The 25896-nt window shown below is 64.0% G+C and carries 28 protein-coding genes; 26 read left to right on the top strand and 2 right to left on the bottom strand.

Going from position 1 to position 25896, the window contains the following annotated elements:
- Nucleotides 1-94: 94 nt before the first annotated feature.
- Nucleotides 95-1018, bottom strand: a complete 924-nt coding sequence (gene rimK, locus AC3WP6_RS13020) for a 30S ribosomal protein S6--L-glutamate ligase (protein ID WP_492628121.1) — start codon at nt 1016-1018, stop codon at nt 95-97.
- Between the two features lie 755 nt (nt 1019-1773).
- Between rimK and AC3WP6_RS13025 the strand changes: the two genes are divergently transcribed.
- The 25 genes from AC3WP6_RS13025 (at nt 1774) to AC3WP6_RS13145 (ending at nt 23474) form a co-directional block, all read left to right on the top strand.
- Entirely contained in the window at nt 1774-2490 is a 717-nt protein-coding gene (locus AC3WP6_RS13025) for an ATP-binding protein (protein ID WP_492628122.1), read from the top strand.
- A gap of 111 nt (nt 2491-2601) precedes the next feature.
- The gene (locus tag AC3WP6_RS13030) at nt 2602-2850 is read left to right on the top strand and encodes an AlpA family transcriptional regulator (RefSeq protein WP_060715335.1); all 249 of its coding nucleotides are present in this window, start codon (nt 2602-2604) and stop codon (nt 2848-2850) included.
- Between the two features lie 23 nt (nt 2851-2873).
- Nucleotides 2874-3752 carry a ParA family protein gene (locus AC3WP6_RS13035; protein WP_060715336.1) on the top strand — a complete coding sequence of 293 codons (879 nt, stop codon included), beginning with the start codon at nt 2874-2876 and terminating at the stop codon, nt 3750-3752.
- Complete coding sequence (locus tag AC3WP6_RS13040; RefSeq protein ID WP_060715337.1) at nt 3736-3999, top strand: hypothetical protein; 264 nt, start codon at nt 3736-3738, stop codon at nt 3997-3999. The genes AC3WP6_RS13035 and AC3WP6_RS13040 overlap by 17 nt, the downstream gene beginning before the upstream one ends.
- On the top strand, nt 3992-5671 hold the full coding sequence (locus tag AC3WP6_RS13045) for a ParB family protein (protein ID WP_060715338.1): 1680 nt from the start codon (nt 3992-3994) through the stop codon (nt 5669-5671). Before AC3WP6_RS13040 ends, AC3WP6_RS13045 begins: the two co-directional genes overlap by 8 nt.
- 15 nt (nt 5672-5686) lie before the next feature.
- Nucleotides 5687-6247 (top strand): DUF2857 domain-containing protein, encoded by a 561-nt coding sequence (locus AC3WP6_RS13050; protein ID WP_060715339.1) that lies wholly within the window; start codon nt 5687-5689, stop codon nt 6245-6247.
- 4 nt (nt 6248-6251) lie between these two features.
- A complete protein-coding gene (locus AC3WP6_RS13055) occupies nt 6252-7448 on the top strand; it encodes an STY4528 family pathogenicity island replication protein (protein WP_060715340.1) in 1197 nt (398 codons plus the stop codon).
- A gap of 178 nt (nt 7449-7626) precedes the next feature.
- Complete coding sequence (locus tag AC3WP6_RS13060; protein WP_060715341.1) at nt 7627-7944, top strand: hypothetical protein; 318 nt, start codon at nt 7627-7629, stop codon at nt 7942-7944.
- Between the two features lie 186 nt (nt 7945-8130).
- Nucleotides 8131-8910 carry a PFL_4669 family integrating conjugative element protein gene (locus tag AC3WP6_RS13065; RefSeq protein WP_060715342.1) on the top strand — a complete coding sequence of 260 codons (780 nt, stop codon included), beginning with the start codon at nt 8131-8133 and terminating at the stop codon, nt 8908-8910.
- Entirely contained in the window at nt 8907-9455 is a 549-nt protein-coding gene (locus AC3WP6_RS13070) for a DUF3158 family protein (RefSeq protein ID WP_060715343.1), read from the top strand. The genes AC3WP6_RS13065 and AC3WP6_RS13070 overlap by 4 nt, the downstream gene beginning before the upstream one ends.
- Nucleotides 9452-9856: a single-stranded DNA-binding protein gene (locus AC3WP6_RS13075; RefSeq protein WP_060715344.1), complete on the top strand. Its 405-nt coding sequence runs from the start codon at nt 9452-9454 to the stop codon at nt 9854-9856. Before AC3WP6_RS13070 ends, AC3WP6_RS13075 begins: the two co-directional genes overlap by 4 nt.
- Nucleotides 9857-10072: 216 nt before the next feature.
- Nucleotides 10073-12088 carry a DNA topoisomerase III gene (locus AC3WP6_RS13080; RefSeq protein ID WP_060715345.1) on the top strand — a complete coding sequence of 672 codons (2016 nt, stop codon included), beginning with the start codon at nt 10073-10075 and terminating at the stop codon, nt 12086-12088.
- 1026 nt (nt 12089-13114) lie between these two features.
- Nucleotides 13115-13507, top strand: coding sequence for a hypothetical protein (locus tag AC3WP6_RS13085; RefSeq protein WP_060715401.1), 393 nt, complete (start codon nt 13115-13117; stop codon nt 13505-13507).
- Between the two features lie 166 nt (nt 13508-13673).
- Complete coding sequence (locus AC3WP6_RS13090) at nt 13674-14393, top strand: DUF5983 family protein (protein WP_060715346.1); 720 nt, start codon at nt 13674-13676, stop codon at nt 14391-14393.
- A gap of 92 nt (nt 14394-14485) precedes the next feature.
- Complete coding sequence (locus AC3WP6_RS13095) at nt 14486-14770, top strand: hypothetical protein (RefSeq protein WP_230959687.1); 285 nt, start codon at nt 14486-14488, stop codon at nt 14768-14770.
- A gap of 319 nt (nt 14771-15089) precedes the next feature.
- A complete protein-coding gene (locus tag AC3WP6_RS13100) occupies nt 15090-15902 on the top strand; it encodes a GTPase (RefSeq protein WP_492628123.1) in 813 nt (270 codons plus the stop codon).
- A 399-nt stretch (nt 15903-16301) separates the two neighbouring features.
- A complete protein-coding gene (locus AC3WP6_RS13105; protein ID WP_060715348.1) occupies nt 16302-16856 on the top strand; it encodes an STY4534 family ICE replication protein in 555 nt (184 codons plus the stop codon).
- 108 nt (nt 16857-16964) lie between these two features.
- On the top strand, nt 16965-17576 hold the full coding sequence (locus AC3WP6_RS13110; RefSeq protein ID WP_060715349.1) for a DUF3275 family protein: 612 nt from the start codon (nt 16965-16967) through the stop codon (nt 17574-17576).
- Between the two features lie 88 nt (nt 17577-17664).
- On the top strand, nt 17665-17988 hold the full coding sequence (locus AC3WP6_RS13115; RefSeq protein ID WP_060715403.1) for a hypothetical protein: 324 nt from the start codon (nt 17665-17667) through the stop codon (nt 17986-17988).
- 100 nt (nt 17989-18088) lie between these two features.
- Nucleotides 18089-18496, top strand: coding sequence for a hypothetical protein (locus AC3WP6_RS13120; protein ID WP_060715350.1), 408 nt, complete (start codon nt 18089-18091; stop codon nt 18494-18496).
- Nucleotides 18497-18512: 16 nt separating this feature from the next.
- Entirely contained in the window at nt 18513-18773 is a 261-nt protein-coding gene (locus AC3WP6_RS13125) for a hypothetical protein (protein ID WP_060715351.1), read from the top strand.
- Between the two features lie 76 nt (nt 18774-18849).
- Nucleotides 18850-19497, top strand: coding sequence for a hypothetical protein (locus tag AC3WP6_RS13130; protein WP_060715352.1), 648 nt, complete (start codon nt 18850-18852; stop codon nt 19495-19497).
- A 67-nt stretch (nt 19498-19564) separates the two neighbouring features.
- Nucleotides 19565-20674, top strand: a complete 1110-nt coding sequence (locus AC3WP6_RS13135) for a DUF6094 domain-containing protein (protein ID WP_060715353.1) — start codon at nt 19565-19567, stop codon at nt 20672-20674.
- Nucleotides 20675-20774: 100 nt separating this feature from the next.
- The gene (locus AC3WP6_RS13140; RefSeq protein ID WP_060715404.1) at nt 20775-21086 is read left to right on the top strand and encodes a hypothetical protein; all 312 of its coding nucleotides are present in this window, start codon (nt 20775-20777) and stop codon (nt 21084-21086) included.
- 102 nt (nt 21087-21188) lie between these two features.
- On the top strand, nt 21189-23474 hold the full coding sequence (locus tag AC3WP6_RS13145; RefSeq protein ID WP_060715354.1) for a DEAD/DEAH box helicase: 2286 nt from the start codon (nt 21189-21191) through the stop codon (nt 23472-23474).
- 144 nt (nt 23475-23618) lie between these two features.
- Here AC3WP6_RS13145 and AC3WP6_RS13150 read toward each other — a convergent pair whose 3' ends face one another.
- Nucleotides 23619-25040, bottom strand: coding sequence for an AbiJ-related protein (locus tag AC3WP6_RS13150; RefSeq protein ID WP_063909311.1), 1422 nt, complete (start codon nt 25038-25040; stop codon nt 23619-23621).
- A 172-nt stretch (nt 25041-25212) separates the two neighbouring features.
- Here AC3WP6_RS13150 and pilL2 point away from each other — a divergent pair, with 172 nt between their 5' ends.
- Entirely contained in the window at nt 25213-25848 is a 636-nt protein-coding gene (pilL2, locus tag AC3WP6_RS13155; RefSeq protein WP_060715405.1) for a PFGI-1 class ICE element type IV pilus protein PilL2, read from the top strand.
- Nucleotides 25849-25896: the final 48 nt, after the last annotated feature.

The raw sequence follows: 25896 nt of genomic DNA on the forward strand, positions 1-25896 counted from the left end.
TACCCGTCACCGTCATCCATCGTTGCCGAACCCTGCGGCACGCCATGGGAAATCGACAGCGCGGTTTTATACGGACGACCGGGTTACACGCGGGTTAACCCGATGTCAGCGTGGTGCCGGTGCGTCGCCGCGTACACACCTTGGCCGCCACCTTGGCCTGCAGCAGCTCGATCACGGCGCCGGCCACGTCCACGCCGGTGGCCGTCTCGATGCCTTCGAGCCCCGGCGAGGCGTTGACTTCAAGCACCAGCGGCCCGTGCGCCGAGCGCAACAGATCGACACCGGCAACCCCGAGGCCGAGCACGCCGGCCGCACGCACGGCCATGTCGGTTTCCGCGGCATTCAGCGTCACCGCCACCGCGCTGCCGCCGCGGTGCAAGTTGGCGCGAAAGTCGCCGGCACCCGCCTCGCGCTGCATCGCCGCCACCACCCGGCCACCGACCACCAGGCAGCGCAGGTCGCAGCCGTTCGCCTCGGCAATGAACTGCTGCACGAGGAAATTGGCGTACAGCCCACGAAACGCCTCGATCACGCTTTGCGAAGCCGCGCGTTTTTCGGCCAGCACCACGCCGGTGCCCTGGCTGCCCTCGTTGAGCTTGATGACGTGCGGCGGGTCGCCGAGCAGCGCCAGCAGATCCTCGGTGTCGTCCGGGTTGTCGCCAAATACCGTCACCGGCATCGCGATGCCCTGCGCGGCCAGCATCTGCAGGCTGCGCAACTTGTCGCGCGCACGCAGCACGGCGTCGGAGGGGTTGGGCGTGTACACCCCCATCATTTCGAGTTGGCGCAGCACGGCCGTGCCGTAGAACGTGCTTTGCGTGCTGATGCGCGGAATCGCCGCGTCGATGTCGCGCACCGGCTTGCCCTGGTAGCGGATGGCCGCGTTGCCCGGCGCCACGCGTACATAACAGCGCAGCGGGTCGAGCACGCGCACGGTGTGGCCGCGTGAACGACCGGCTTCCACCAGCCGTCGGGTCGAATACAGCCGCGCGTTGCGCGAAAGAATGGCGATCTTCATCGGCGCCGCACGATCACCAGAGGCCGCAAGCCGCGGTCGGGGAAGATGGAGCGGGCGAAGCGAATCGGCCCCAAGTCATAACTCATTGAGTTAAAAGGTGATTCGCGTCGTCGAATCAAGTTTCTGGACTCGATTCTGGACTCAATTTTCTCACATGGGTGAGCGGCCCGCCAGCGTCCGTCCATACTGGTCCACCAGGCGCCGTCGACATCCACTCAAGTTGCCTGCGCGATGGTCGCCGCGTCACACTTTCACGGCACCTTCGCATCCTACCTCGCCTTGCGCCGGAACGCTGATTTCCACGGTGGCCGTCCCCCCGATCCCTGCCCCGTCATCCATTTCGCCAAGACGGATTTCGTCTGAGGGATGACCTGTCGGGTCTGGGCTTCAGGGGGCGGGACGTCGCCCCTCATGGGCCATGCCGGAAACACGGCTGGCGCGACGATGACCTCGTCGGTCTAACGCCGCCCGGGCCGCTATGCGGTCAAGCGCCCTGACGCAAAAAGTCTTTCCTGGCACTTGTCGCAGCCGGAACACTCCCTCCCACGAACCCTCTGGCATCGCCCAGGCGGCCCGTGCCGGAAAGCACGGATCACGCTTGCGATGGCCACTGCGGGCGACGGCGAGGCCGCCCCCACGATGGCCCGACAGCGCCCCCGCGGATCGCCATCTCCCTGTTGCCAGCCACACATCGGGTTCGACCGGGTGGAGGCAACAACATGGATAAGGTACTCCCAGCCAACACGCATACCAAGGTGTTCTATCGCCCCATCGAGGCGGCGATCCGATGGGCAGGGCTCTTACGGCACGAAGCGCGCATCCTGCGCATGGTTCACGGGCACGACGCACTGCCGGAACACACCAATGTGCCCGACTGGTCGCAACTTCGCCTGAACGTCGAACGGCTACGCGACGCCCTGGTCAACGGCGATCTGCCTTACGGCAAAAACGGTATCACCTGCGATGACACGTCGCTGCTGGACTCGCCCGACCTGACGGTTCGCCATGTCGATCTGAAGGTGTGGATGATCCGCTTCTACCCCGACCAGCGCCCCGCCTTTCTCTTCGATGCGTTCGAACGCCACCTGCATCCAGCGATCAGCGTGGAAGCGGTCCAGGCGCTGCTCATGGACCGCGAGGCGCTACGCGTGCAACTCGCGGATCGACTCAAGGCATGGGACGCACTGCAGGAGGAGTACCAGGCCTTGAGCGCCGCGCATGCCGCCATGGAGAAACAGGGCGTCGCGCTGGGCCCGCGCAGCGAATCGACCTACCTGAACATCGTCGGCGGCCTGCTCACCTTGCTGCTCGGCAAGTCGCCGGGCGGGGTGCCGTACTCCTCGTTCGGGACACTGGAAGCGGTCATCAACGCCCTGGTGGCCCACTATGGCGACCACGCCGGCATCAGCGAACGCACGCTCTGGTCCAAATTCGCCGCTGCCAAGCGCCATCTCCAGTCGCAGGACACCTGACTGCAATTGCAGAGACGCCTTCTGCCATTGCGGTGCATCGGTGGCCGACTGTCTATTGAATGAAGGGCACATTCAACACCGGGCGCCGCTGAGCGCCAAGGAGTGCCCTCCATGTCTTCGCAGACCCATGCCTCGGCGACGCCCACCGAATCCGCCGTGGCGGAGCCCGCGCCGGTCGAGCACCGCATCCTGCGCCGTGCCGAGGTCGAGGCCAAGACCGGCTTCAAACGTGCGCACCTCTACGCCCTCATGAAGCAGGGCAAGTTCCCCAAGGCGATGCGCCTGGGCGTGCGTGCCATCGGCTGGGACTCGGTCGAGATCGACCAGTGGATCACCGACCGCCTCAAGGAACGGGACTGAGCCTTTCCACGAGGAGAACGCGCATGAAAGTGGTGTCAATCATCTCGACCAAGGGCGGTGTCGGCAAGACCACCACCGCAGCCAACCTCGGCGGCTTCGTGGCCGACGCGGGTCTGCGCGTATTGCTGCTCGATCTGGACGTGCAGCCCACACTGTCGAGCTACTTCACGCTGACGACGCGTGCGCCCGCGGGCATCTACGAGCTGCTGGCCTTCAATGAACGGCGGATCGAGCAACTGGTGTCGCACACGGCGATCACCGGCCTGGACCTGGTGCTGTCCAACGACGACCGCGGCGAACTCAACACGCTGCTGCTACACGCCCCGGACGGCCGCCTGCGGCTGCGACATTTGCTGCCGGCGCTCGCTCCGCTTTACGACCTGCTGCTGATCGATACCCAAGGCGCGCGCAGCGTGCTGCTGGAGACGGCGGTGCTGGCGTCGCATCTCGCGCTCTCGCCGGTCACGCCCGAGATCCTGGCCGCCCGGGAGCTGCGACGTGGCACCGTGCAACTGATCGAGGACATCGCGCCGTATCGGCATCTCGGGATCGAACCGCCGCCGCTGCACTTGCTGATTAATCGCGTGCATCCGGTGTCCTCGAATGCCCGGCTCATCCAGCAGGCGCTGCGCGACATCTTCCAGGGCCAGCCCGGCGTGCAGGTCCTCACGACCGACGTGCCGGCCATCGAAGCCTATCCGCGCGCGGCGACACGGGGCTTGCCGGTGCACCGGGTGGAGTACCGACAACCGGCCGGCCGCGTGGCGCCGGCCGCCTTGGAGACCGTGCGCGCGCTGGCCAGCGAGCTGTTCCCCCTATGGCACGAGCGCTTCGCGCAAGTCGATGGCCGAACGACACCGCGAACGGCCCGCCGGAGCGGGGATCATGATGAGCGCGCATGAGCTGGCCCGCGGCCACAGGCGCCTGCGCAGATTGATCGAGTTCGCGCTCGGCGAAGGCTGGCACGTCAAACGCACGCCAGGCGGGCACCTCAAATTCACCAAACCCGGCTGCGCTGCCATCTACACCAGTTCGACGGCCAGCGATCACCGCGCCGGCCTGAACGCCCGTGCGCAGCTTCGCCGTGCCGACCGTCAGGCGCAGGTGGCGGCGCCCGAGGAGCCGTTACCGGAGCCGGGCCGTGGCTGAACTCACCCCCCAGGACATGGCGGCCAAGCTGATGGCCGCCGGCTTCGAGCGCAACGGACCAGGCGCGACCGCCTTGACGGACCCGATCGCCGATACACCCATGGTCGTGACGCTCGATCAACTGCGTCCCTACGACCACGACCCGAGGGTGATGCGCAATCCGGCCTACGAGGACATCAAGGCGTCCATCCGCGAGCGCGGGCTCGATGCGCCACCGGCGATCACACGGCGTCCCGGCGACCCCCACTACATCATCCGCAACGGTGGCAACACGCGACTGGCGATCTTGCGCGAACTGTGGGCCGAGACGAAGGACGAGCGGTTCTTTCGCATTCCCTGCCTGTTCCGTCCATGGCCCGCGCGCGGCGACGTGGTCATGCTGACCGGCCATCTGGCCGAGAACGAGCTGCGCGGCGGCCTGACCTTCATCGAGCGGGCATTGGGCATCGAGAAGGCCCGGGAGTTCTACGAGCAGGAGAGCGGCGAGTCGCTGTCGCAATCTGAACTCGCGCGGCGGCTGACAGCCGACGGCTACCCCGTCCAGCAGTCACACATCAGCCGCATGCAGGATGCCGTGCGCTACCTGCTCCCGGCCATTCCGACGGTGCTTTACGGTGGGCTGGGTCGCCATCAGGTCGAACGTCTCGCGGTGTTGCGCCGTGCCTGCGAACGCACCTGGGAACGCCGCGCCGTCCACCAGCCGCCCACCGTGGACTTCGGCGCATTGTTCCAGGATGTGCTGGCCTCGTTCGACAACCAGGGGAAGGCTTTCGACCTGCAACGCGTCCAGGACGAGCTGGTGGGGCAGATGGCTGACCTCTTGGGCGCGGCCTACGACACGCTGCAACTGGAGATCGACGACAACGAGCATCGCCAGCGTGCCCTGACCAGCGATCCGGCCACGGCAAGCACGGCCTCGTCACCGGCCGCCGAGGCCACGGACACGCCGCCTGCCGCGACGCCAGAGGCCGCACCGTCTTCGGTGACCCTGCCGCCCAGACCGGCGAACGTGCCTCCGACACCGCCCTTGCTCCCAGCATCGCCCGCCGCGAGCCGCACCTCCTCGCCGCCGTCACCGGAATCGTCGCCGCCACGCGAAGAACGCCTGCATGGCCACATCGTATCGCCGGCGCCGACCACCGAACGCCTTCAGTCCATTCAACGCCTGGTCTCCGAGCAGATGGGCGATCCCATACCGGACTTCGAGGCCGACGTGTTGCGTGCGATTCCCGTCCAGGCGGGCGGGCTGTACCCGATCTCGGACGTCTGGTACATCGAGCCCGGCCTGGATACGCCCGAACGCCTGCGCGTGCACATTGCACAATTCGCCCGCGAGGTAGCCGAAGAAGCCGGCGCAGCCGACTGCATCGAGTCGAGCGACGGCGGCATCGGCTTCCGGTGCACCGCCCCGGCCGCTGCGTCGCTGTCGGACTTCGGACGCACCGTCCTCTCGCTGCTGGATGCGCTGAACGGGGCGTGCGAACCACCGCTCGCGCTGGACCGCACCCGGTTGGCGGCGCAACTGGCGCCGCTGCTCGTGGGTCGCGGGGGACCGCCGCCGCGCCTGAGCGACAACGGACTGGTCAAGCTGTTTCGTCTGCTACGTCTGGCCAGACGCCTTCTTGAACTGGAAGCCCCGAGCGCCATCGACCCACCGGAACATAGCGACTGAGCACGGGAGGTTCGTATGCCGGCACCGCATCCTCTCAACCAGGCCGTGATCGCCCAGGCTCTTCACGATCTGCGCAACGGCCAACTGCGCCGCTGCAAAGCCATGGGCTTCGGCGAGGAAGAACTGGATGCGCTCAAGCATCCGGCGCTGGTCAGTGTGTTGGCCAACGCCACGGTGTCCTGGTGCTCGGTGTCGATCAATCGCGAGGTGCTAAAGCGACTGCTGAGCCAGGTCCACGACGTGGAGAAGGAAATCGCCACCGTCGACCGCATGCTTCGTCTGGGCGCGAGTACCGACATGGTGAGCCATTTTTTCGGCCTGACCCATCAAGAGGTCGCGCTGCGGCGCGATATCCTCGGCTTGCCCAAACGCAAGGGCCGGCATCCAGTGCTCGACGAGGCCCAGGACGCAACGCTGTGGCAGCGCTGGGCCGCCGCCCGCAAGGAACGCGGCGTCGCGCCGGACGACGAAACGGCGATGCTGACGCTGACCATGGATCTGGCCGAATCGATGGCGCTGCCGATGTCCGTGGTGTGGGCGGCCATACGTACCTGGGTCGATCAGGGATTGCTGTAAGGCCATGGCGACGGACGACGCACCGCGGCGCAACGGCCCCATCGCGCTGTCGGCGCTGTTCGACGACGCCTTGTCCCGACTGAAAGCCGGTGCGGGCGGCACCTCGCCGAACGATGGCTTTCTGTACAGCGGCAATCGTCAGGAGAGCGTGCCGCGCGCGCTCTTCCTCGACCGGCGCCTGACGCCGCTCGAACGCAACGCCTGGCAGGTGTTCCGGTTGCTACTGAACGACGATGGCGTGACCGCGTTTCCCACCTACGACCAGTTGCGCCCCTATCTGGCCTCCATGCCCTGCGCGGCGCAGGCGTCCCATGAGACGGTCGCCCGTGCCTTGACTCTGCTGCGGCTGACGCGCTGGATCAGCCTCGTGCGGCGTCGGCGTGACGCGCGAACGGGCCGTATCCTGGGCAATCTCTACGTCCTGCATGACGAACCGCTCACGCCATTCGAAGCGATGCAGCTCGATCCCGACTACCTGGGGCTGGTGAGCCAGGCGCTTGCCCATGCAGCCAAGGCGGTGCAACGCGTCGGTGTCAACACACTGCGCGAGATCGCCGAGGACCCGCTACTCAACGGCCGCACCTTGCCCACCCGCCTGCAGGTCCTCGCGCAGCGCATGGCCGGCCATGGCTGGATAGCGGACAGTTATCCACAGGAAGAGGCCGATCGTGAATCCGAAGAAGGCCCGGAAACCCTGCTTCGGAATGCCGGCCGGCCGTCTTCGGAATCCGAAGCAGGGGCAAAACCCGCGTCAGACGGCGCACTTCGGAATCCGAAGGAGGACCGTACAGTACGTAAGGACCGTATCAATGAAGTACGTACAGTACCGCGCGCGAAGGCGTTACAGGATTTGCGGCTGCCCGACCGCTTTCTGCGCCTGAAGGACGAGCAGCAGGCCGGGGCGCTGGTGGCTTTGCAGCAGGTGAACGAGGCGCAGCGGCAGGCCGTGCTCGACGAATGGGCGGCGCGTTGCCGCAACAGCTCGGTACGCAATCCCGCCGGCTACCTGTTTGGCATCGTCCAGAAAGCGATCCGCGGCGAATTCAAGGCGTGGGCGGGTGAAGCCGGTGCGGCGTCCGAGGCCGTGCCGGCACCGCCTCAACCGTCGCCATCACCGCCGCCCCCGCCGCGCCGCGCCGCCGATCCCGAACTAGTACGTACCTACCTGGAACAGATACGCGCAACCTTGCGTCGACGTTGATCTTGCCTTGAGCTATCCCCTGGGGATAGCTGGCACAGGTGGCCTTCCCATGGTTGCCGACGCCGGTGTAACGTCATCTCGATAGAGGGGACTCGGCCGACCCACCCTCCGAAAGTTGGGAGTTACCGTCACCGATGCCGATGGGCGAGAGTCACGAACATGGCTTCAGGAGGATCACATGTGCGCCCTTCACCCGCCCATGCGCCAAGACCCGCCGCACATCGTCGACGACAGCCTGGAGGACGATGAACCGTTCGACACCGTCACGACGATGATCGACACCGCGCACGCTATCGCCACGCGGCTTGAAATGCAGCTCAATGAGCTGTATGACGTGCTCGGCCCGGTGCTCCCAGCAAATATCGAAACCATGGCCGATCCGGACGAGGAGCCGCCATCGGGCCCAAAGGCGGTCAGGCAACTTCATCACCTGTGCGATCGCTTGAACGTCATGTCGCGGGCGCTCGACGTGCTTGTCCGCGACGCCGCAATCTGAATCGCATGGCGATTGCCCGCATTCGGTCAGCCCGCGTGAGCCACGTAGCTATCCCCAGGGGATAGGTGGAACAGAAAGCCTTCCCGTGTCGGCAAACCGGGCCAACGCCGGATGCGGTTTGTTGACTGACGGCCTTCCGTCAACTCCCCATGCTGACGACTCCTGTTTTCCGCACGAGTCGTCCCCATGCCCAACGAACCCCTGCAACTGAACCTTGGTTCATTGCGCAGCGCGATGTCGCTGACGCTGCACACCCACCACGCCTCACGCATCTGGCACGGTCGCGCGCCGTCCGAAGGACGACCCGGCATCATCGGTCTGAACGGCTTTGTCTCGATCATGAACAAGATGAAGCGCGGCTCGGAGCAGGACGACCCGTACTCGGACTGGTGGATGTTGCGGATCGAAGAAAAGCTCGCGCAGACCAAAGCCGGTTTGCAGACCCTGCGCGAGCAGGTGGAGCAGGCGCTCGCCGACGTCCCTCCGGCTCTATCCCTCGGTGAGAACCTCAATTTGCAGCCAGTCAAGCTGCCACTGTTCGTCAATGCCCAACTCGGCTTCATGGCGGTCTATCTCCTGGCCGACTACGACGATCTCGCACGCAAGCTGATCCTCGCGCACCACACCGCGTTGATCGACCGCAGCACGATGGAGCGCTGGCTCAACGAGGGTGCACACGCCTTGCGCAGCCTGTTCTCGCTGGCCCAGCAATACCGCTATTCCGGCACGCAGCGTGACGATTTCGCCGCCAACAATGCCGCGGCGCGGGCGGCGCTGGAGAAGTTCGGTCCCTTGCCGCAGGACGTGCTGGAAGGCACGCGCCGTTCGCGCTTCGCACCGCCGCTTGCGCGGCGCGGGCAACCGCAGGTCCGCACCGAGGACCGGGCCAGCACTGCGGCACCATCCGACGCGGCCGAATCCCACGCACAAGGTGCGACGGCGACCGGCGAGGACGAATCAGCATGACGGGACCGGACACCACGCCACGCCGGTCTTTCCTCCCTCTGGAACCGACGGACTTCCAGCGGCTGGAACATGCAGCCTATCTAAAAGGCCTTTTACAGCCCTTTAAAGGTAAGGGGAGTCTGGAGACCTGGGCCAGCCAGTGCACCGCATTGCGCGACGACATGATTGCGTTGGCGCTGCGTCGCGTGCTGCCCCAGGCGCGCGCGTATCCCTTCAACCTGCTCCCCGTGCAACTGGCTCAGCAGACCACCGGGGCCGGCACAACATTTCTGCGGTGGCGCAATCCCGACCGTTCCGCGATGGGCGTGACGCTGTGGCAGGACGCGCTCACGAATCCCGCGACCCCGGAACGGCTCATCGATGACCTGTACGCGATGGAGTTGCAACGCATCGTGCTGAACATGCAGGTCAGCCTCACGCACAGCATCGCCCGCCAGGCCCTCGAATGCGCCAGCAAAGTGGCCGAAGCCGAGGCGGTCTATCTGCGGCGCGTCCATCGGCACGCCGCATCCGTTCCGTCCACGTCCCCCAAGGAGTCACCATGAGCACGCATTTCAGCGGTGAGGGCAACATCGGTTCAGCGCCCGAATACCGCGAATTTCCCAATGGCAACGACGAACCGCGTCGGCTACTGCGTCTGAACGTCTATTTCGATAACCCGGTGCCAGGCAAGGACGGCAAGTACGAGGATCGCGGCGGCTTCTGGGCGCCGGTGGAGTGGTGGCATCGCGACGCCGAACGCTGGCAATCGCTCTATCAGAAAGGCATGCGCGTATTGGTGGAAGGGCGCACCATGCGCGACGAGTGGGAGGACGCCGACGAGAACGAGCGCGTGACCTTCAAGATCGAGGCGCGTCGCGTCGGCATCCTGCCGTACCGTATCGAGTCCGTCACGCTCAGTCCCAAACCCGTCAACAACGACGCCCCGCCTACGGCCGAGCACTAAAGGCCGGAGGGCGGCTGTCACAACGGTCCGCCGCCCTCCATGCGCCAGCCCAACTATCCCCAGGGGATAGCGCCAGCGTTCGGTCCGGGGACCTGCACCCGTATCGCCCCATCGTGCAATCGGACGGCGGCAAGTTCCGTTTCTTTGCAGCCCGCTCCGCACGCCACGGACATCCTGCTGTTCATTCGATGAACCGCCCACATCCGAGGAGGCCGCATGCGCGTGTACCTGTGCGAGAAGCCCTCGCAGGGCAAGGACATTGCGCGGGTCCTCGGCGCGAAACAGCGCGGCAATGGCTGCTACAACGGTGTCGGCATCGTCGTGACATGGTGCATCGGACACCTGATCGAAGCAGCGTCGCCGGAAGCCTACGACGAGCGATACAAGCGCTGGTCCATCGAACAGCTTCCCATCATTCCCGAGCGCTGGCGCGTTGAACCCAAAGCGACGACCGCCGCGCAGTTCAAGATCGTCAAACAGCTCGTCGGCCAGGCCGCCGAATTGGTGATCGCGACCGATGCCGACCGCGAGGGCGAGATGATCGCCCGGGAAATCCTCGACCTGTGCGGCTATCGCGGCCCGATTCAGCGCCTGTGGCTGTCAGCACTGAACGACACCTCCATCCGCAAGGCGCTCGGCGCACTCAAGCCTTCCGCGGAGACGTTGCCGCTGTACTACTCAGCGCTGGCGCGATCCCGAGCCGACTGGCTGGTCGGCATGAACCTGAGCCGGCTGTTCACGGTGCTCGGCCGCCAGGCCGGCTACTCCGGCGTGCTTTCGGTCGGTCGCGTGCAGACGCCGACCCTGAAGCTCGTGGTCGACCGCGACCGCGAGATTACGCGCTTCGTCGCCGTGCCGTACTGGGCCATCGAGGTCACGTTGTCGGCCCGCGGCCAGTCATTCGTCGCTAACTGGATGCCGCCGCAGCACTGCACCGACCACGCCGGACGCTGCCTGCAACAGCCGGTGGCGCAGCAAGCGGTGGAACGCATGCGCGTGGTCGACACGGCCCAGGTGGTGTCAGTGGAAACCGAGCGCGTGCGCGAAGGCGCGCCGCTGCCGTTCGACCTGGGCACGCTTCAGGAGGTGTGCTCGCGGCAGTTGGGCCTCGACGTGCAGGAGACGCTGGACATCGCCCAAGCCTTGTACGAAACGCATAAAGCTACGACCTATCCGCGCTCGGATTCGGGCTATCTGCCCGAGAGCATGTTGGCCGAAGTGCCGGTCGTGCTGGACAGCCTGCTCAAGACTGATCCAGGCCTGCGTCCTTTGATCGATCGGCTGGATCGCCATCAGCGCTCACGCGCCTGGGATGACGGCAAGATCGGCGCGCACCACGGCATCATTCCGACGCTGGAGCCGGTCGATCAGTCGGCTATGAGCCAGAAGGAACTGGCCGTCTACAAGCTGATCCGCGCGCATTACCTGGCGCAGTTTCTGCCACCGCATGAATATGACCGCACGACGGCGCGGTTCGCCTGTGCCGGTCATACCTTGCAGGCCGTCGGCAAGCAGCTGGTCGTGCAGGGCTGGCGTCAGGTGCTCCCCTCGTCCGAGCCGGAGGAAACGGAAGGCGAGTCGGCCTCCCGGAGTCAGGTGTTGCCGGTGTTGCAACCAGCGCTTTCGTGCCAGGTGGATGCCGTGGACCTGAAGGCGATGAAGACCTTGCCACCCAAGCCATACACGCAAGGCGAACTGGTCAAGGCGATGAAAGGCGTGGCCAAACTCGTCACCGATCCGCGGCTGAAGCAGAAGCTCAAGGACACGACCGGCATCGGCACCGAGGCCACGCGGGCCGGCATCATCAATGGGCTGCTCGGCCGTGGTTACCTGGTGAAGAAGGGGCGTGCGGTCCGCGCGTCGGATGCCGCCTTCACGCTGATCGATGCCGTGCCGGCCGCCATCACTGATCCCGGCACCACGGCTATCTGGGAACAGGCACTCGACAGGATCGAGGCCGGCCAGATGACGCTGGATGCGTTCATCGCCCGGCAATCCGCCTGGGTCGCCCAACTCGTACAGCAGTATCGGAGTACGACGCTCTCCATCAAACTGCCGCCTTCGCCGCCGTGTCCTCGATGCGGCGCGCCCATGGGGCAGCGTATGGGCAAGAAAGGTGCATTCTGGTCATGCAGCCGCTATCCCGAATGCAAAGGCACATTGCAAAGCGAAGCCCCAGCGGGGCGGGGCACGACCGTGCGCAAGCGGCGTCTCACCCCTAGAGCATCCTGACAATCTCGAATCCCCCTGGCACGCCACCGACTCTTCGGCGACAGGGCCAACGTCCCGCATGCCCTGAGGGACACCCAGCGCGCAACGCCTTCTCGATCCGTGTGCGCGTCTCGCGCAGCCGTCCCCGGCCGCGGGACCTGAAGGTAGCTTCTCCGCGAACCGTCTCCGGCGCGTTCTGCTGATCTGTATGTCTTCCGCGTCTGCGAAGGGTCCCCCGATGGCTTGCCAGGCTGCGCGAGCCACCCGGAGACCCTTCGTGGTCAGCGGTATTCGGTGCCGGTGCCCGCCGGTGAAACAACGGGCTCCCTTTGTGCGCGGATGTGCGCCAGACGATGCCGGCCTCAGCCACGACATGGGCCGGGTGTGATTGCTGACAGCAGACGGTTCTAGCGACGACCGGGCCTGCCAATCAGCCCACGGGTGGTTCCTCTTTCCTCCCGAGCCGAAGGCCACCGGGCCTTCGGCGCCTTTCTCCTGCCCATCAATCGGGGCTGGGCCAGATGCCGTTTTCCAACTGACGCGGCGCCGCCCCCGCACGAAGCTGCCCACATGTTCGCTGATTCGTCAGCACATGCCAGCAGCCAGGGTTTCGAGGCTGCCGCGGGGTTCTCTCCGCGCAACCCACCAGTCCGATTTCGCATCGACCACCGCGGACGAGCGCCTCACGGCGCCGATGCTTCGTTTCCTCACCTTGCGGGCGTTTCCACTTCCGCCGGGACGTGGGGCACCCGATCCACCATGGAGCAGCGTGCTATGTCTCTTGTCCCCAACGTGAAGCCACTGACCGCCAAACAGGCCAGGTCTGAATCCATCGGCTATCTCGCCTTGCTCTACACAGGCCACCGCCTGTCGTTGCAAGTGCTCCATAGCGCATCCGGCCACTACATCGGCACTGTCGATGAAGAAGGGCCGGTTTCCCGCGAGTCCCTCCAGTACTTTCCCTCGGCCGAGGTCGCTCACGACGCCCTGGCGACGGGCCGTTGGCAACAGGCACTGCCGAAGGAGCCGCTCGCCAGGAGATTCATCGTGAAGCCATCCATACCGCAAGACGTTCTCGATCAGATCACTCGGGAGAATGACCACTTCGCCCAAGCGCCCGAGGCGTTCTTTCAAGCCTGGAAGCGTGGTGTCGAGATCGCCGGTGCCGAATGGTTCGGCGATGGTACGCGGGACGGACTGAAGCGTGCCACCACGAAGTGGGACCTGCGGCCGAACATGCTGATGGTCAGCGATGCCCTCGGCGTGCTGAGCAGCGGGCAACGGATGTTTCTCTCCGCAATGGTGAGTTTCTACAACGCCCGCGAAGGTGGCGCGATGCTCAAGCGCTGCGGTTTCGAGGGACTCTCCGATCTTGGAGGGCTCGATCTCGAACGCCGCAGGGTCATTGCTGATCTCGTGCTGTATTACAACGGCTGGTGATCGCCGAGGGACATGCCGCCCCATCTGGAGCCATGTCCCTTCGTTTCCCTACGGCTCTCACTTTCCACACTGCTGACTCACCTGATAGGCCGTCTTTCCTTCCACCCGCTGGGGTTCATCCCCTAGCGCGGGGATGCCTCCAGCCGTATTCCACTGGAGAAACCCCATGTTCCATACGAACAATCCCTTTGCACGCGGGTATCAAAACTTGCGTGTCATCCGCACCCTCTGCATCAGTTTCGAGGATGGCAGCCCCCTTGTTTGGCGATCCATCCATGGCAGCCAGGCGCACCTGCCCGACGAAGAACTCGCGCAGTCTTCGTGCATCGTTGCCAACGACTTCGCCTTGATCGGTCCGTCGCAGATAATCAGCGACGAACTGGCCCGTCAGTGCACGGATGGCGAGGGCATCGTCCGCGCGGTGGTCTACGCCATCTATGGCGACGATATCGATGGGCATCCTGTCTATATCGGCGATACGTATTCGGAGGAGGCCGCACATGAAACGGTGCAGCGACTGCGCTTCGAGACCGGCCATTACAGCCGGTGCTGGGAAATCAGCCGCGCGCACCTCTCTGTGGAAAGTTGGCATTACCTCGCCAATCTCGCAGACCTTGCCACGCCGACCGGCTTCCTGTTCATCGCGTTCCGCATCCCGTACAGCCCGGCGATCGGCGTGAAGCTAATCGCAACTCCCTGGACGGACGCCAATCTGGAACACACGGAAGGCATTTCCATCGTGCGACTGCGACAAGAGCATGTGGACCACGGTCTGCCCACTGATCTGGCGGACGTGCTTCACCTGGCCGGTGAAGCCGATGTGCGCATCCTGATCTTCGATGCCGATGCGCCAGCGCTGGAAGGGCTCGCGGTCCATGAAACGTAGTTCTGCAATCTGCAAGCAATCTCATCCTACCTTTTGCGGGTCGCGCGCCTGCAAGGTCGCCGCGGCCTGCTCCCCATCTCCGGAGCCTCACCATGTCCGCTCATCTTGATCTGGATACCATCGCCGACTGCGCCATAAACGAGCACGGCCCCGAGCCGGATTTCGACCAGCAACTGCATGCCTGCATCGATGCCATGATGCAGGACGACACCGTGGGTCGAACCTGGGTGATTGTGCGCGAGAAGGCGGATTTGCGCATCCGCCACATCGCCACCCTGGACCTGCTTGCAGCCGGGCTGGACCGCTACGAAGTGGTCCTGTTCGATGGCGGCAACACGCATGGCGAACGTTGGAAGCACGTGTTCTTTCCCGCGTAGCGCATGCACCATTTCGTGTACGAAAACTGATCTTCCGCCAGCCCCTCGCCAAAAGGGGCTTTTTTTCGCCGCAAAGCGGCTGCGTCCAGATTCCGTTTCACTGCCGCGCGATCGGCACCCGCGCGCGATGCTGCGCGCATGTTCGCTGGCGTAGCCGGCAGCATACCCAGGCAGTCGAGGCCTTCGAGACTGCGAGTGCGTCCACCGCGCTGGTCATTGCCATTTCCCGGACGCACGCCGCGTCCATCCACACCATCCACAAGGGACCTTTCCTCCCTTGCGGGCCGGGAGTCCCTTGCCTTTCCTCAAGGAGATTCTCATGGACCGTTCCATTATTCGTAGCCAGATGCCCACGCTCGTCGCGGGTCATGTTCCGCGCAACATCCGCTCGTTCAAGTTCCGCTTCTTCGATGGCAAGCCGCAGGAGTCCACGCTGGGCTTCGTGATCGACCCACAACCGTTCGACGGTACGGTGATCGCGACCACCGATGAAGCCATCGTCGTCAAGACCGGCCGCGCGGAATTCGCGGTGTTGGATCGCAGCCTGGTATCTGCCGTTCCCGACGAAGGAACCAAGGTGCATGTCCATCCCTACGCAAGGCGCCGTTTCGACGGCCTGCGCGCGGATACGCCAGAGGAGCGTACCGAGCATACCGCCGATGGCAGGCCCTATACCGTCAAGACGCACATCCTCGGTTCGGCGCCGGCCAAGCTCCCCATCCCAGAGCCGCAATGCCCGGAGCTGGGCGATCTGATCCAGCAACTGGAGCAACTGCCGGCACCCGATCGCTATCGCCGCATCACGCACCTTCTGGTCGATGCCGGCGCCCGCGATTTCACCTGGGTCGATCCGACGCCGGACGGGATTATCGAGACGCCTGCGGCGATCAGTTTCACCGTCGAAACCACCAAGTTCGCAGGCCGGGTCACGGTGCTCTACGACCGCGGCGGCGACGTCTATGTGGTGGAGCTGCACCGCGACGGGGAACTCGTCGAGCGTATTGACGAGGTGTATTTCGACAGCCTCGGCGACGTGCTAGCGCACTGGATCGATGACGGCCGCTGGCGCCAGATCGGGGTGAACATCATCGGCACGAAGGCATCCCGCCAACGTCGCGCGGTATCGGCATAACAGGCAACTACTGACGCTCCCCTTTGGCCTCCTTACGGAGGCTTTCTTTTTCCCCAACACCCCTCGCCGTGTACGGCGTGATAGAGCCTCAATGCCCCAAGTCGCTTCAATGCGGCCACGCCCGGCTTCCGATTCCTGGTAGTACAGGCGAGACAAGCGTGCCACGCTCGCCCCATGTTCCGCTGACGTCGTCAGCGACATGCCAGACAGCCCTCGGTCCTCAAGGCTGTGCACGGTGTTCCCGTGTGACCGAACCCGTTCGCATCGGCATCCATGCGCGAACGCCCGTCAGTTCTCGACGGTGATGCCATCGCTGTTCCGTCAACCCACGCGGGGGTTTCACACCTTCCCCGCCTGGGTTGGGTGTGTCTCCGCAATTTGTCCCATTGGAGATGCACCATGACCACTTCCAACGAAAAGTCCTACTTCGACCTGCACATCACCGGCCTCGGCTATCTCAATCGCATCCGCGAGGTGAAGCCGAAGAAGGGCGATGCCTTTCTCGCCTGCGACATCGCGGCCCTGAACGGCCCCAGCGACGACGCTTCCTACGTGCGTTTCGACACGCGCGTCTCTGGCTCCGAAGCGCAACACCTTGTCCGCCGCTGCAGCCAGGCGGTCGAAGCCGAGAAGAAAGTCCTGATCGGCTTCCGCCTGGGTGATCTGTGGACCGACACCTTCACCTACACCAAGGGCAAGCGTGCCGGCGAGCACGGAGTGAGCCTGAAAGCCCGCCTGTTGTTCATCGGTTGGATCAAGGTCGACGGCAAGCTCGTCTATAAAGCCGAGCCCAAGCCGACCGAAGCCGACGAGCGCGAACCGGACGCCCCCGCGACGACCGATACGCCCGCCGAGCAGCAAGCTGCCGTGCCGCAACCCTCCGAGCCGGTGACAGAAGCTGCCGACGAAGCCACTACCGATGCGCCCGCATTGGCTGTCGCCGAGTCGTTCTGATCCGCAAGGCCCCGTTGCTCGGGGCCTTGTTTCTTCCTTGCATCCACATGCTGCTCGCCTTTCGGCGCTGACGGCATGAGGGCGCTCGTTCATAAGCAGGAGTCCTTCATGATTACCATTCCCGGCCAATTGGCCATCAAGACCATCCACGGCAGGAACGGCGACTTCAACGTGGGCCGCCTTGCAACGTCCATCGGCGAGTTCGTCGTAAAGAACGCCGAACTGGACCAGTACACCGAAGGCAAGTACGAGGGCGATTTCGCGATCGTCGAGATTCGTCCGTCCACATACAACGCCAACGGTCGCATGGTCATCGAAATCCGTGCCGTCCTTGGCGGGATGACGCTGTCCGCTATCGACGCCCTGAGCCGTGACGAAGCCCGTCGGCTGAGTCCGCAGGAAGTCGATCCGATCGACGAGGAGGCACAGGCTCCCGCGCCGGCAACGTCCAGGGCGCAAGCCAAGGCGAAGCCCCGGAGCCCGCGCGATCCGCTGATTGATACCACGCCATTCGGCGAAGCGCCGGCCGTTACGTCTCCCGAGGCTTCGGCCGACGCGGACGACGCGGCGCTGTTCGGCGTGCTCTGGCCGCTGAGCGACAGCGTCAAGCTCGACGCGACCGTCGATCGTCGTGTTCTGCGCGAGCAGCGCGACCGTCTCGGTGCGTTGGGCTACGAGTTTGCCCCGTTGTCTCAGGACTGGCATCTCGTCAAGGCTTGATCCATCCGTCGCTTCGGTGACGTTTCACCACCCGCCGGGGTCCTTCCCTGCAGGGAGGTTCTCCAGCTTCTTCCCGGAGATTTTCATCATGTCCACCATCACTCGCGACACCCCCCGTTCAACGCTGGATGAACCCGCGTGGCGGGAATTCTGCAAGACGGCCGCTGAACACGCCCAGCGTGGTTGCGGCCTGTCGTGGGATCACTGGGTCACGCTTTTCAGTTCGGAGATCGATATGCAAGCCAGTCGGTTGCCGGAAGACCAGCGCGCTCATGCCCTGGAAATCGCAGCCCAGGAATGGGACTACGCAACGCCTGCCGAACGGCAGGAAACCCAGGACTGGAATGCCGCTAACGGCTACTGCTCCCACGGCATCACCTTGGGTTGCTGCCCAGCAGGTTGCGGTTCGTAAGTCGCACCGGGTTCCATCGCCGCACGCGCGGCATTCCATCACCCGCCGGTGGTTCTCCCTGCGGGGAGGCCTCCGGCTCCGATTTTTCAGGAGACCTCTCATGGGCTGGTTTTTCTCAACTCAATCGCGGTCTGAACTGATCGCGGAACTGATCGAACCGCAGGAGACCGAGCGCGCCAGCGTGAAGGTCATCGCCCACACGCTGCGCGGCAACGTGCTGTGGTCCGTCGCCGAAGTGACCGCCAAGGTCGAAGGCGTGCATCGGGATCTCTCGCCAGGACAATCCCTGCGCTACATCCGCTGCGATCTTCTCGAACTCAGCGGCCGCCAGTGGGGCTACAAGCCCTTGGACGAATCCATGCACCCGTACTACTACTCGTGCCCGCCGTCTTATCTGGACCTCGCACCGGAGCAATCCGCCGATTGGCGTGCAGGCGTTCGCGCCTACCACGCGCGGCGGCGCACTCCCACGGCATCCGTGGCACCCGCCGCGGTGCTGATGGCCTGAGCCCGGAGGAACCAACATGGACCCGATCCTGGCTGCGCTCTCGCCCTCGCTGTTGAAGCTCGTCGAAGGGAGTTTGTCCAACGACGAAGTGTCCTCTGACGAGGAAATGCTGGCGTATTTCATCAATAACGGCCTCACCGAGGAACAAGCGCGGCAGGCATTGACCTACCGCGACCAGTACCTCAACAACATCTACCTGGAGGGCTTCACGCCGATCACTTCAGTAGATGAGGCGCTTCACTTCAACCCGCACACCCGGCAGTTCGAGCCGGACTGAGCGGTTTTCTTCTACCCCCTGGGGCAGTGCTCGCCCCGGCGGGCGGTGCTGTTCCCGTTCATCCGAGGACACCACCATGCCCGCCAATACTTCTTCCACGCTGTACCGCATCGACGAATGCCCGGACGTGATGGCCGACGCCTGCGTCGGCGACGACCAGGGCAACCTGATCTTCCTGTCCATCTGGGCGCGGGACACCGCCGTCCAGGAGTTCCTGGCTCGTCTGACCCTCGGGCGCGACGAACAGGGGCTGGACCAGTTCCACATCGTCACCGAGCAAGAAGGCTCGCTTCCGGTGTTCGTCGGCGACGTCGAACGCCTAGAGAAGCGCACGGCGCGCGCTTACAGGCGCACGCTGTTCGGCTCCTTGACCAACCTATGGCTGTTCGATCGGCGCTGCGTCAAGCCCGACAAGGCCAATGCCAGCGCGCTGGCGCTTCTGCCCCGCGATTCCGCGCACCGGCTCGACCGGCTGTGGACACTGGTGCAGGACACCTGCCCGCTGCCCCTGCTCGATCACTGGCGCGAGACCGTGCTGGAACTGCTGCAATCCCAGGCCATGTTGAGTCGCCTTCCGCTGGCCCTCGGACCGCTGGAGGGCCATCGACTGGCCATCAACGTGCCGGCGCTGACCACGGCGCTGGGTGCACTGATCCGCCACGGGGAACTGCATACCGACGCCAGCGAACCGGCGTCGCAACCTTCGCTGCTCTGCGTGGCGTGATTCCCCAACACGGGGCATGTGCGCGAGTGCATGCCCATCTTCCTTCATCCCACACCGGAGAAATCCCATGGCTCTCATGTTCCCGCGCCTTGCACGTAATTTTGTCAAAGCAGGCTATTTCCCGACCGATGAACCGACGCTAGAGCGGGCACTGTCCGCACTGGCGCCGACCAACGGCTCGATGTGTATTCTCGATCCCTGCGCCGGTGAAGGCGTGGCGATCGCCGAAGCCGCTCATGCCCTCGGGCGCCGGCAGGCCAAGGCGTTCGCCGTCGAGTACGACGCCGAACGGGCGCGTCATGCCCGCTCGCTGGTCGATCACTGCATCCATGGTGACCTGATGGACACATTGATCTCACGACAGGCGTTCGGCCTGCTGTGGCTCAATCCGCCCTACGGCGATCTGTCGAAAGACGCCAACGGCAACATCGGCTATCAGGGCCAGGGCCGGCCGCGGCTGGAAAAGCTGTTCTATCAGCGCAGTCTGCCGCTGCTGCAATACGGCGGTGTGCTGGTCTTCATCGTCCCCAGCTACGTGCTCGACGCCGAGCTGGTCGGATGGCTGACGCGGCACTTCGCCGATCTGCGCACTTACCGTGCGGTGGAGACGCAGTTCAAGCAGGTGGTGATCTTTGGTCGCCGGGTTCGCCAGCGCGACCAGGCATCGGATACGGTCAAAGCCATGCGCGGGCTGCTGCTGCAGATCGGGCAAGGTGATGCCGAGGCCGAGGAGCTTCCCAACGAATGGCCGTTCCTGCCCTACATCGTCCCCGCCAGCCCCGCCGAGCCGGAGCACTTCTATCGCGTGACGATGGAGCCTGAGCAGTTCGCCGACGAAGTCGGCCGGTTGCAAGGGCTCTGGCCAACGCTGGACACGCACCTCGGCGTCGCGCAGCAGTCGCTGCGGCCGCCGGCGCGGGCCTTGTCCCACTGGCATCTCGCCTTGGCTCTGGCCGCGGGCGCGATCTCCGGCGTGGTGAAGTCCAAGGCCGGCCGCCTGCTCGTCGTGAAAGGTGACACCCACAAGGAGAAAACCCTCCAGACGGAGTACACCGAACGCGACGACGGCTCCGTGGCCGAAACCCGCATTCTCACGGACAAGTTCGTCCCTGTGATCCGCGCCTGGGACATGACGCCGGGCTCCGCGACGCGGGGCGAGGTGTTGACCATCCGCTGATCGCTGTTCCTCGACGGTTCACCGTCGCTTTCATCCACCCACCGGGGTCATGTCACCCCGCTGGGGCGCCGTGACCCTCCCATTTATCAAGGAGTCCTTCATGGCAACCGAAGCCGTTTTCGCCAGCCTGGTGCCTTACCTGCGTTTCTCACCCGGCCAGGTGGTCATGACCATCGGCGTCAATGAACTGGTCCAGCAGGGCCGGCTTAATCCCTCGTCGTACCTTCGCCGCCACCTCGGTGGCGATTGGGGTGATCTGGACGACAGCGACAAGCGGCAGAACGATGCTGCGCTGAAGTCCGGTGAGGATCGGCTGTTTTCCTCCTACCAGGTCACGCCCGACCTGAAGCTCTGGATCATCACCGAATGGGATCGCAGCGTCACCACGTTGCTGCTCCCGAGCGAATACTGATTCACATCCACGAACGGCGTATCGCCGTTTGCCTTTTCCCAGTCCGGGGCATGCCACCGCCCCGCGAGGGAGGTGCATGCCCCTTCTCTTTGGAGCATTACCATGTCCCTCGAAATCGAAACCGTTCCTCTCACTGCCGACGTCGTGTCCCTGCAGGGCGACCTGCTCGACGAGGCATCTTCTCCACTCAAACTCAGCCTGCAGGACTTCGTTGCCGAGTTCGGTGACGAATTGCTGGACTCGCTCAACCGTGCTAACCCGCCGGTTTATACGGGCCAACCGCGAGCGTATCGCCAGGTGATTCTGGCTGGCCTCAAGCGTCGCCTGTTCGACGCGCAGGCCGAGGTGGTCCACGCTGTCAGCGAGCTGCTGATCGATCGCTGCGAGCGTGCCGCGATCGTCAACGGCGAGATGGGGTGCGGCAAAACGACCGTCGGTATTGCCACGGCCGCTGTGCTCCATGCCGAAGGCTACCGCCGCACCCTGGTGCTGTCGCCGCCTCATCTTGTCTACAAGTGGCGGCGCGAGATCCAGGAGACGGTGGCTGGCGCTAAGGTCTGGGTGCTCAATGGCCCGGACACGCTCGTAAAGCTGCTGAAACTGCGCGAGCAGTTGGACGTCCCGGTGCAGGGCCAAGAGTTCTTCGTCCTGGGCCGTGTGCGGATGCGGATGGGCTTCCACTGGAAGCCCGTCTTCACCCGTCGGCGCACGCTCCACGGCGACGTGGGGACGTGCCCGGATTGCGGTCAAGTCATCACCGACCTCGATGGCGAGCCGATCAATCCGGTCGAACTCGAAGCCGAGGAGTACCGCCGCAAGTGCGGCCACTGCAACGCACCGCTGTGGTCGTTGATCCGTCCCAGAGGCTTGTCCGCGAGCGACCAGTCCTCCGCCGTCCTCAAAGCCTTGAAACGCATCCCGACCATCGGGGAAGTCACCGCGCAGAAGCTGATGCAGAAGTTCGGCGATGCGTTCCTCGCATCGATGCTCGGCGACAACATCCATGAGTTCATCAATCTCATGGACGACCGCGGCGAACTGGTCTTTTCGGACCGGCAGGCCCATCGCATGGAACGTGCGATGGCCAACATGGAGTTCGGCTTCGGCGAGGGCGGCTATCAGCCATCCGAGTTCATCAAACGGCAGCTTCCCCAGGGCACGTTCGATCTGCTCATTGCCGATGAGGCCCATGAGTATAAGAACGGTGGCTCCGCTCAGGGCCAGGCGATGGGCGTGTTGGCAGCGAAGTCACGCAAGACCTTGCTGCTCACCGGCACGCTGATGGGCGGCTACGGTGATGATCTCTTTCACCTGCTGTTCCGCGCCTTGCCAGGGCGAATGATCGAAGACGGCTACCGGCCGACCAAGAGCGGCAGCATGACGTCGGCGGCAATGGCGTTCATGCGCGACCACGGCGTGCTCAAGGACATTTATTCCGAGAGCAAGGGCACCGCCCACAAGACCGCCAAGGGCTCGAAGGTCTCGGTGCGCACCGTCAAGGCGCCGGGGTTCGGTCCGAAGGGCGTACTGCGTTGCGTACTGCCATTCACGGTCTTCCTCAAGTTGAAGGACATCGGCGGCAATGTGCTGCCACCCTACGACGAGGAGTTCCGCGAAGTCACGATGGATACGGCGCAAGCCGCCGCCTATCGCGAACTGACGGGTCGCCTGACCGCCGAGCTGAAGCAGGCTCTGGCGAAACGCGACACCACGCTACTGGGTGTTGTCCTCAACGTGCTGCTGGCCTGGCCGGACTGCTGCTTCCGGTCGGAGACCGTGGTGCATCCACGCACCCGCCAGACCCTGGCGTTCGTTCCGGTCCAGTTCAACGAGCTGGCCGTGATGCCCAAGGAACGGGAGCTGATCGACATCTGCAAGCAGGAGAAGGCAGAAGGGCGCAAGACCTTGGTCTATACGGTCTACACCGGCACGCGCGATACCACATCGCGTCTGAAGGTATTGCTGGAGCAGGAGGGCTTCAAGGTGGCGGTACTACGCGCCAGCGTAGATGCCTCCCGCCGAGAGGACTGGATCGCTGAGCAACTGGACCGCGGCATCGACGTGCTTATCACCAATCCCGAGCTGGTCAAGACGGGACTGGACCTGCTGGAGTTCCCGACAATCGTCTTCATGCAGTCGGGCTACAACATGTATTCGCTCCAACAGGCCGCACGCCGCTCATGGCGCATCGGACAGAAGCAGCCGGTCAAGGTGATCTACCTGGGCTACGCGGCCACGTCGCAGATGACCTGCCTTACGCTCATGGCCAAGAAGATCATGGTCTCGCAAAGCACGTCAGGAGACGTGCCAGAATCCGGGCTCGATGTCCTGAACCAGGATGGCGACTCGGTTGAAGTAGCGCTGGCCAGGCAACTGGTGACTGCGTAGTACATGTTCTCAAGCCGGCGATTTTTGCGAGTCGCCGGCTTTTTTTATCCCGGTATGGCGATTGCTGACCCTACGCGTTACTGCGTCGGTCGCAGGGCAGAACCGTTTTGTGATTCTTTTACTGGTGCGCATTACCTAATAGCGTTACCGCACGCCATGCCGAGCCAGCAGCCTATCAAAAAAATCAGAGACGCATCGTTGGGCTCGCGGGCCGATCTTCTGCTGACCGAGGTCGACGTCCATCAATTCGTAGCCGCCGAAGCGGTAGACCTCATATCCCATCAGCCGTAGCCGGCGATCTTCCGCCACCATCTCGGCGTAGCGCTGCGCGTTCGCGATGAACCGATCCGGCACTGAAGGGTCCTGTACTGCATAGTGCTGGCGACCATCGATCTCGATCACGATGCGCACTCCTTGCTCTAGCATCAGCAGAAAATCCATGCGCTGGCGTGCCAAGAACGGCTCGTCACCGCGCTGACGTCGCGTGTAGGGGTCATAGTGCAGATATACCTGCGGAATCAGCGCCGGCAACCGATCCCCGAGTGAACCACCATAGCGCTCATAGTAGCCTTGGAACACTGCAAATTCACCCGGCGAGCGGGCGCCCAGTACCGCTTGGCGCAGCCGCCGGAACAACTGATCTTTCGCGCTGACCTGGTCACTGATATCTTGAAGTTCGGCATACCATTCCCGCAGGTCCTTCCAGAGCAGCAACCCTGAACTAGGCAAGGGCCGGTCGAAGACCAACACCTTTTCGGCATGCTTGACAATCTCAACGTCGTTGTTGACGGCATCGCGAAACACAAGCTCCGGCTTCTCTCCGATCGAGGCGAAAATCAGGTTCTTCATCGTTCCGGCAACGCCAGCCTGTGCACGGACCACACCATAGATGGCATAGCCCGACTCCACGCCCGTCTGTCGAACTGTAAAGCCATCCCGCCTCAGCGCTGTGCCGATCGCAGCCGCCAGTTCCGCTTGCTCCTCATCTCTGCGTGTCATAGGGTGCAGAAGCTTGGTCAACAACGCGAAGAAGCGCGTCTGGCTGCACGTCAGCGCGCCGCACTGGGTCAGCAACTCTTCATGCGACCAGTCATCATTGCGCACGCAGTGCTGCACAATCTGCGCGTGCAGACTGCTGCGAACGAGTAGCCCCGTCGGTTCGTCTTGGATGACGGAGGCACCGAACACTTCGCGGAGACTGTCGATCAATGGCAGCTCCCCGAACAGGGAAGCCAACGGATTAATGACCTTAAGCACGTCACGACGGACCAACGCACTCACCCTATGTTCCGAATGATCTGTCATCTCGCTCACGGTGTCCGCGAGATCCTCCGACGCATATTCGCGCAACACCCGGGCTGCCAAGTCGAGGAGGTCCGCCTCGCACCAGGAGAGGATACGGCGCCTAACGTATAGCCGCTTACTGTTGAAGGCCTCCTGAGAATCGTTCTCTTCGACGGCCTGCTGAATCCCCAAGCGAACACATACGTCCGGAACGTCGTAAGCCTTGGCCGTGGCGACGGCCTGTGCGATTTGCTCCTTCAACGTGTCGAGAGGAATAAGCATCGGCGTGTCCCCTGAATCCTGCATTGCTTCTCCACGGCATTGCATAAGCCGGTATTTTACAAGATGAAATTCGTGGGGCGTTGCAAAGCGGTAGTGCCGCAGTTCGGTTTGTTGGCTGCCGCGATGAACGGATACGGCGATGGTGGCGGCTCAGTGCTTAGGGAACCGACCCATGCGACCATTCCCCCGCATTTTTCGCCGCTATCTGGCAATCCAGGGCGTACTGGCCGGCAGTCTCCTAGCGGCGGGCTGCGCCATCATCCCGGCGCCTTCCACGCCGCTACAGGTGAAAAACTCCACCAGTGCACCAGCGGCATCGTCTGCTACATCGGCGGATGAATTCCCGGCCTGGCTCATCCCTGTCATCCGCCGGGGGCGCTACACGCTGGTCGAGATGGTACCCGACGCCGGCCAGCGGGACCTGATGCAACAGGTCGTGGATATCGCGATTCCGCCGACCTTCGACATCACCGTAGGCGATGCGCTTCGCTACGTGCTTCTGCGTTCAGGCTACCAACTTTGTGACAGCACCGACGCAGCCACGCTCTATGGCTTGCCGCTACCCGCGTCGCAACTGCATCTCGGTCCACTGTCATTGCGCGATGCGTTGCTAACCCTGGCAGGGCCGGCTTGGGATCTGTCCATCGACGAGGCCAATCGGCAGGTGTGCTTCGGGCGGCACGCGAACCCTGCATCCGTCCTCCCCGCCAAAGCGATAGAACCCACCGAGTCGACGGCATCGCCCCCGTCCAGCGTAGATCCAGTCCCATTCGACGATCCCCTTCAGCCTTGGGAGGTACAGCCGTGACCCTTCCTCCATCTCCATTCGACCAAGGTCGCCGTGGCCGCTGGTTGA

Source organism: Rhodanobacter sp. FW106-HT46G03 (genome assembly GCF_058789895.1).

Coding starts and splice junctions, on each gene's coding strand:
- rimK (WP_492628121.1), bottom strand. CDS start 1,018: ATGAAGATCGCCATTCTTTCGCGCAACGCGCGGCTGTATTCGACCCGA.
- AC3WP6_RS13030 (WP_060715335.1), top strand. CDS start 2,602: ATGTCTTCGCAGACCCATGCCTCGGCGACGCCCACCGAATCCGCCGTG.
- AC3WP6_RS13035 (WP_060715336.1), top strand. CDS start 2,874: ATGAAAGTGGTGTCAATCATCTCGACCAAGGGCGGTGTCGGCAAGACC.
- AC3WP6_RS13040 (WP_060715337.1), top strand. CDS start 3,736: ATGATGAGCGCGCATGAGCTGGCCCGCGGCCACAGGCGCCTGCGCAGA.
- AC3WP6_RS13050 (WP_060715339.1), top strand. CDS start 5,687: ATGCCGGCACCGCATCCTCTCAACCAGGCCGTGATCGCCCAGGCTCTT.
- AC3WP6_RS13055 (WP_060715340.1), top strand. CDS start 6,252: ATGGCGACGGACGACGCACCGCGGCGCAACGGCCCCATCGCGCTGTCG.
- AC3WP6_RS13060 (WP_060715341.1), top strand. CDS start 7,627: ATGTGCGCCCTTCACCCGCCCATGCGCCAAGACCCGCCGCACATCGTC.
- AC3WP6_RS13065 (WP_060715342.1), top strand. CDS start 8,131: ATGCCCAACGAACCCCTGCAACTGAACCTTGGTTCATTGCGCAGCGCG.
- AC3WP6_RS13070 (WP_060715343.1), top strand. CDS start 8,907: ATGACGGGACCGGACACCACGCCACGCCGGTCTTTCCTCCCTCTGGAA.
- AC3WP6_RS13075 (WP_060715344.1), top strand. CDS start 9,452: ATGAGCACGCATTTCAGCGGTGAGGGCAACATCGGTTCAGCGCCCGAA.
- AC3WP6_RS13080 (WP_060715345.1), top strand. CDS start 10,073: ATGCGCGTGTACCTGTGCGAGAAGCCCTCGCAGGGCAAGGACATTGCG.
- AC3WP6_RS13090 (WP_060715346.1), top strand. CDS start 13,674: ATGTTCCATACGAACAATCCCTTTGCACGCGGGTATCAAAACTTGCGT.
- AC3WP6_RS13095 (WP_230959687.1), top strand. CDS start 14,486: ATGTCCGCTCATCTTGATCTGGATACCATCGCCGACTGCGCCATAAAC.
- AC3WP6_RS13100 (WP_492628123.1), top strand. CDS start 15,090: ATGGACCGTTCCATTATTCGTAGCCAGATGCCCACGCTCGTCGCGGGT.
- AC3WP6_RS13105 (WP_060715348.1), top strand. CDS start 16,302: ATGACCACTTCCAACGAAAAGTCCTACTTCGACCTGCACATCACCGGC.
- AC3WP6_RS13110 (WP_060715349.1), top strand. CDS start 16,965: ATGATTACCATTCCCGGCCAATTGGCCATCAAGACCATCCACGGCAGG.
- AC3WP6_RS13115 (WP_060715403.1), top strand. CDS start 17,665: ATGTCCACCATCACTCGCGACACCCCCCGTTCAACGCTGGATGAACCC.
- AC3WP6_RS13120 (WP_060715350.1), top strand. CDS start 18,089: ATGGGCTGGTTTTTCTCAACTCAATCGCGGTCTGAACTGATCGCGGAA.
- AC3WP6_RS13125 (WP_060715351.1), top strand. CDS start 18,513: ATGGACCCGATCCTGGCTGCGCTCTCGCCCTCGCTGTTGAAGCTCGTC.
- AC3WP6_RS13130 (WP_060715352.1), top strand. CDS start 18,850: ATGCCCGCCAATACTTCTTCCACGCTGTACCGCATCGACGAATGCCCG.
- AC3WP6_RS13135 (WP_060715353.1), top strand. CDS start 19,565: ATGGCTCTCATGTTCCCGCGCCTTGCACGTAATTTTGTCAAAGCAGGC.
- AC3WP6_RS13140 (WP_060715404.1), top strand. CDS start 20,775: ATGGCAACCGAAGCCGTTTTCGCCAGCCTGGTGCCTTACCTGCGTTTC.
- AC3WP6_RS13145 (WP_060715354.1), top strand. CDS start 21,189: ATGTCCCTCGAAATCGAAACCGTTCCTCTCACTGCCGACGTCGTGTCC.
- AC3WP6_RS13150 (WP_063909311.1), bottom strand. CDS start 25,040: ATGCTTATTCCTCTCGACACGTTGAAGGAGCAAATCGCACAGGCCGTC.
- pilL2 (WP_060715405.1), top strand. CDS start 25,213: ATGCGACCATTCCCCCGCATTTTTCGCCGCTATCTGGCAATCCAGGGC.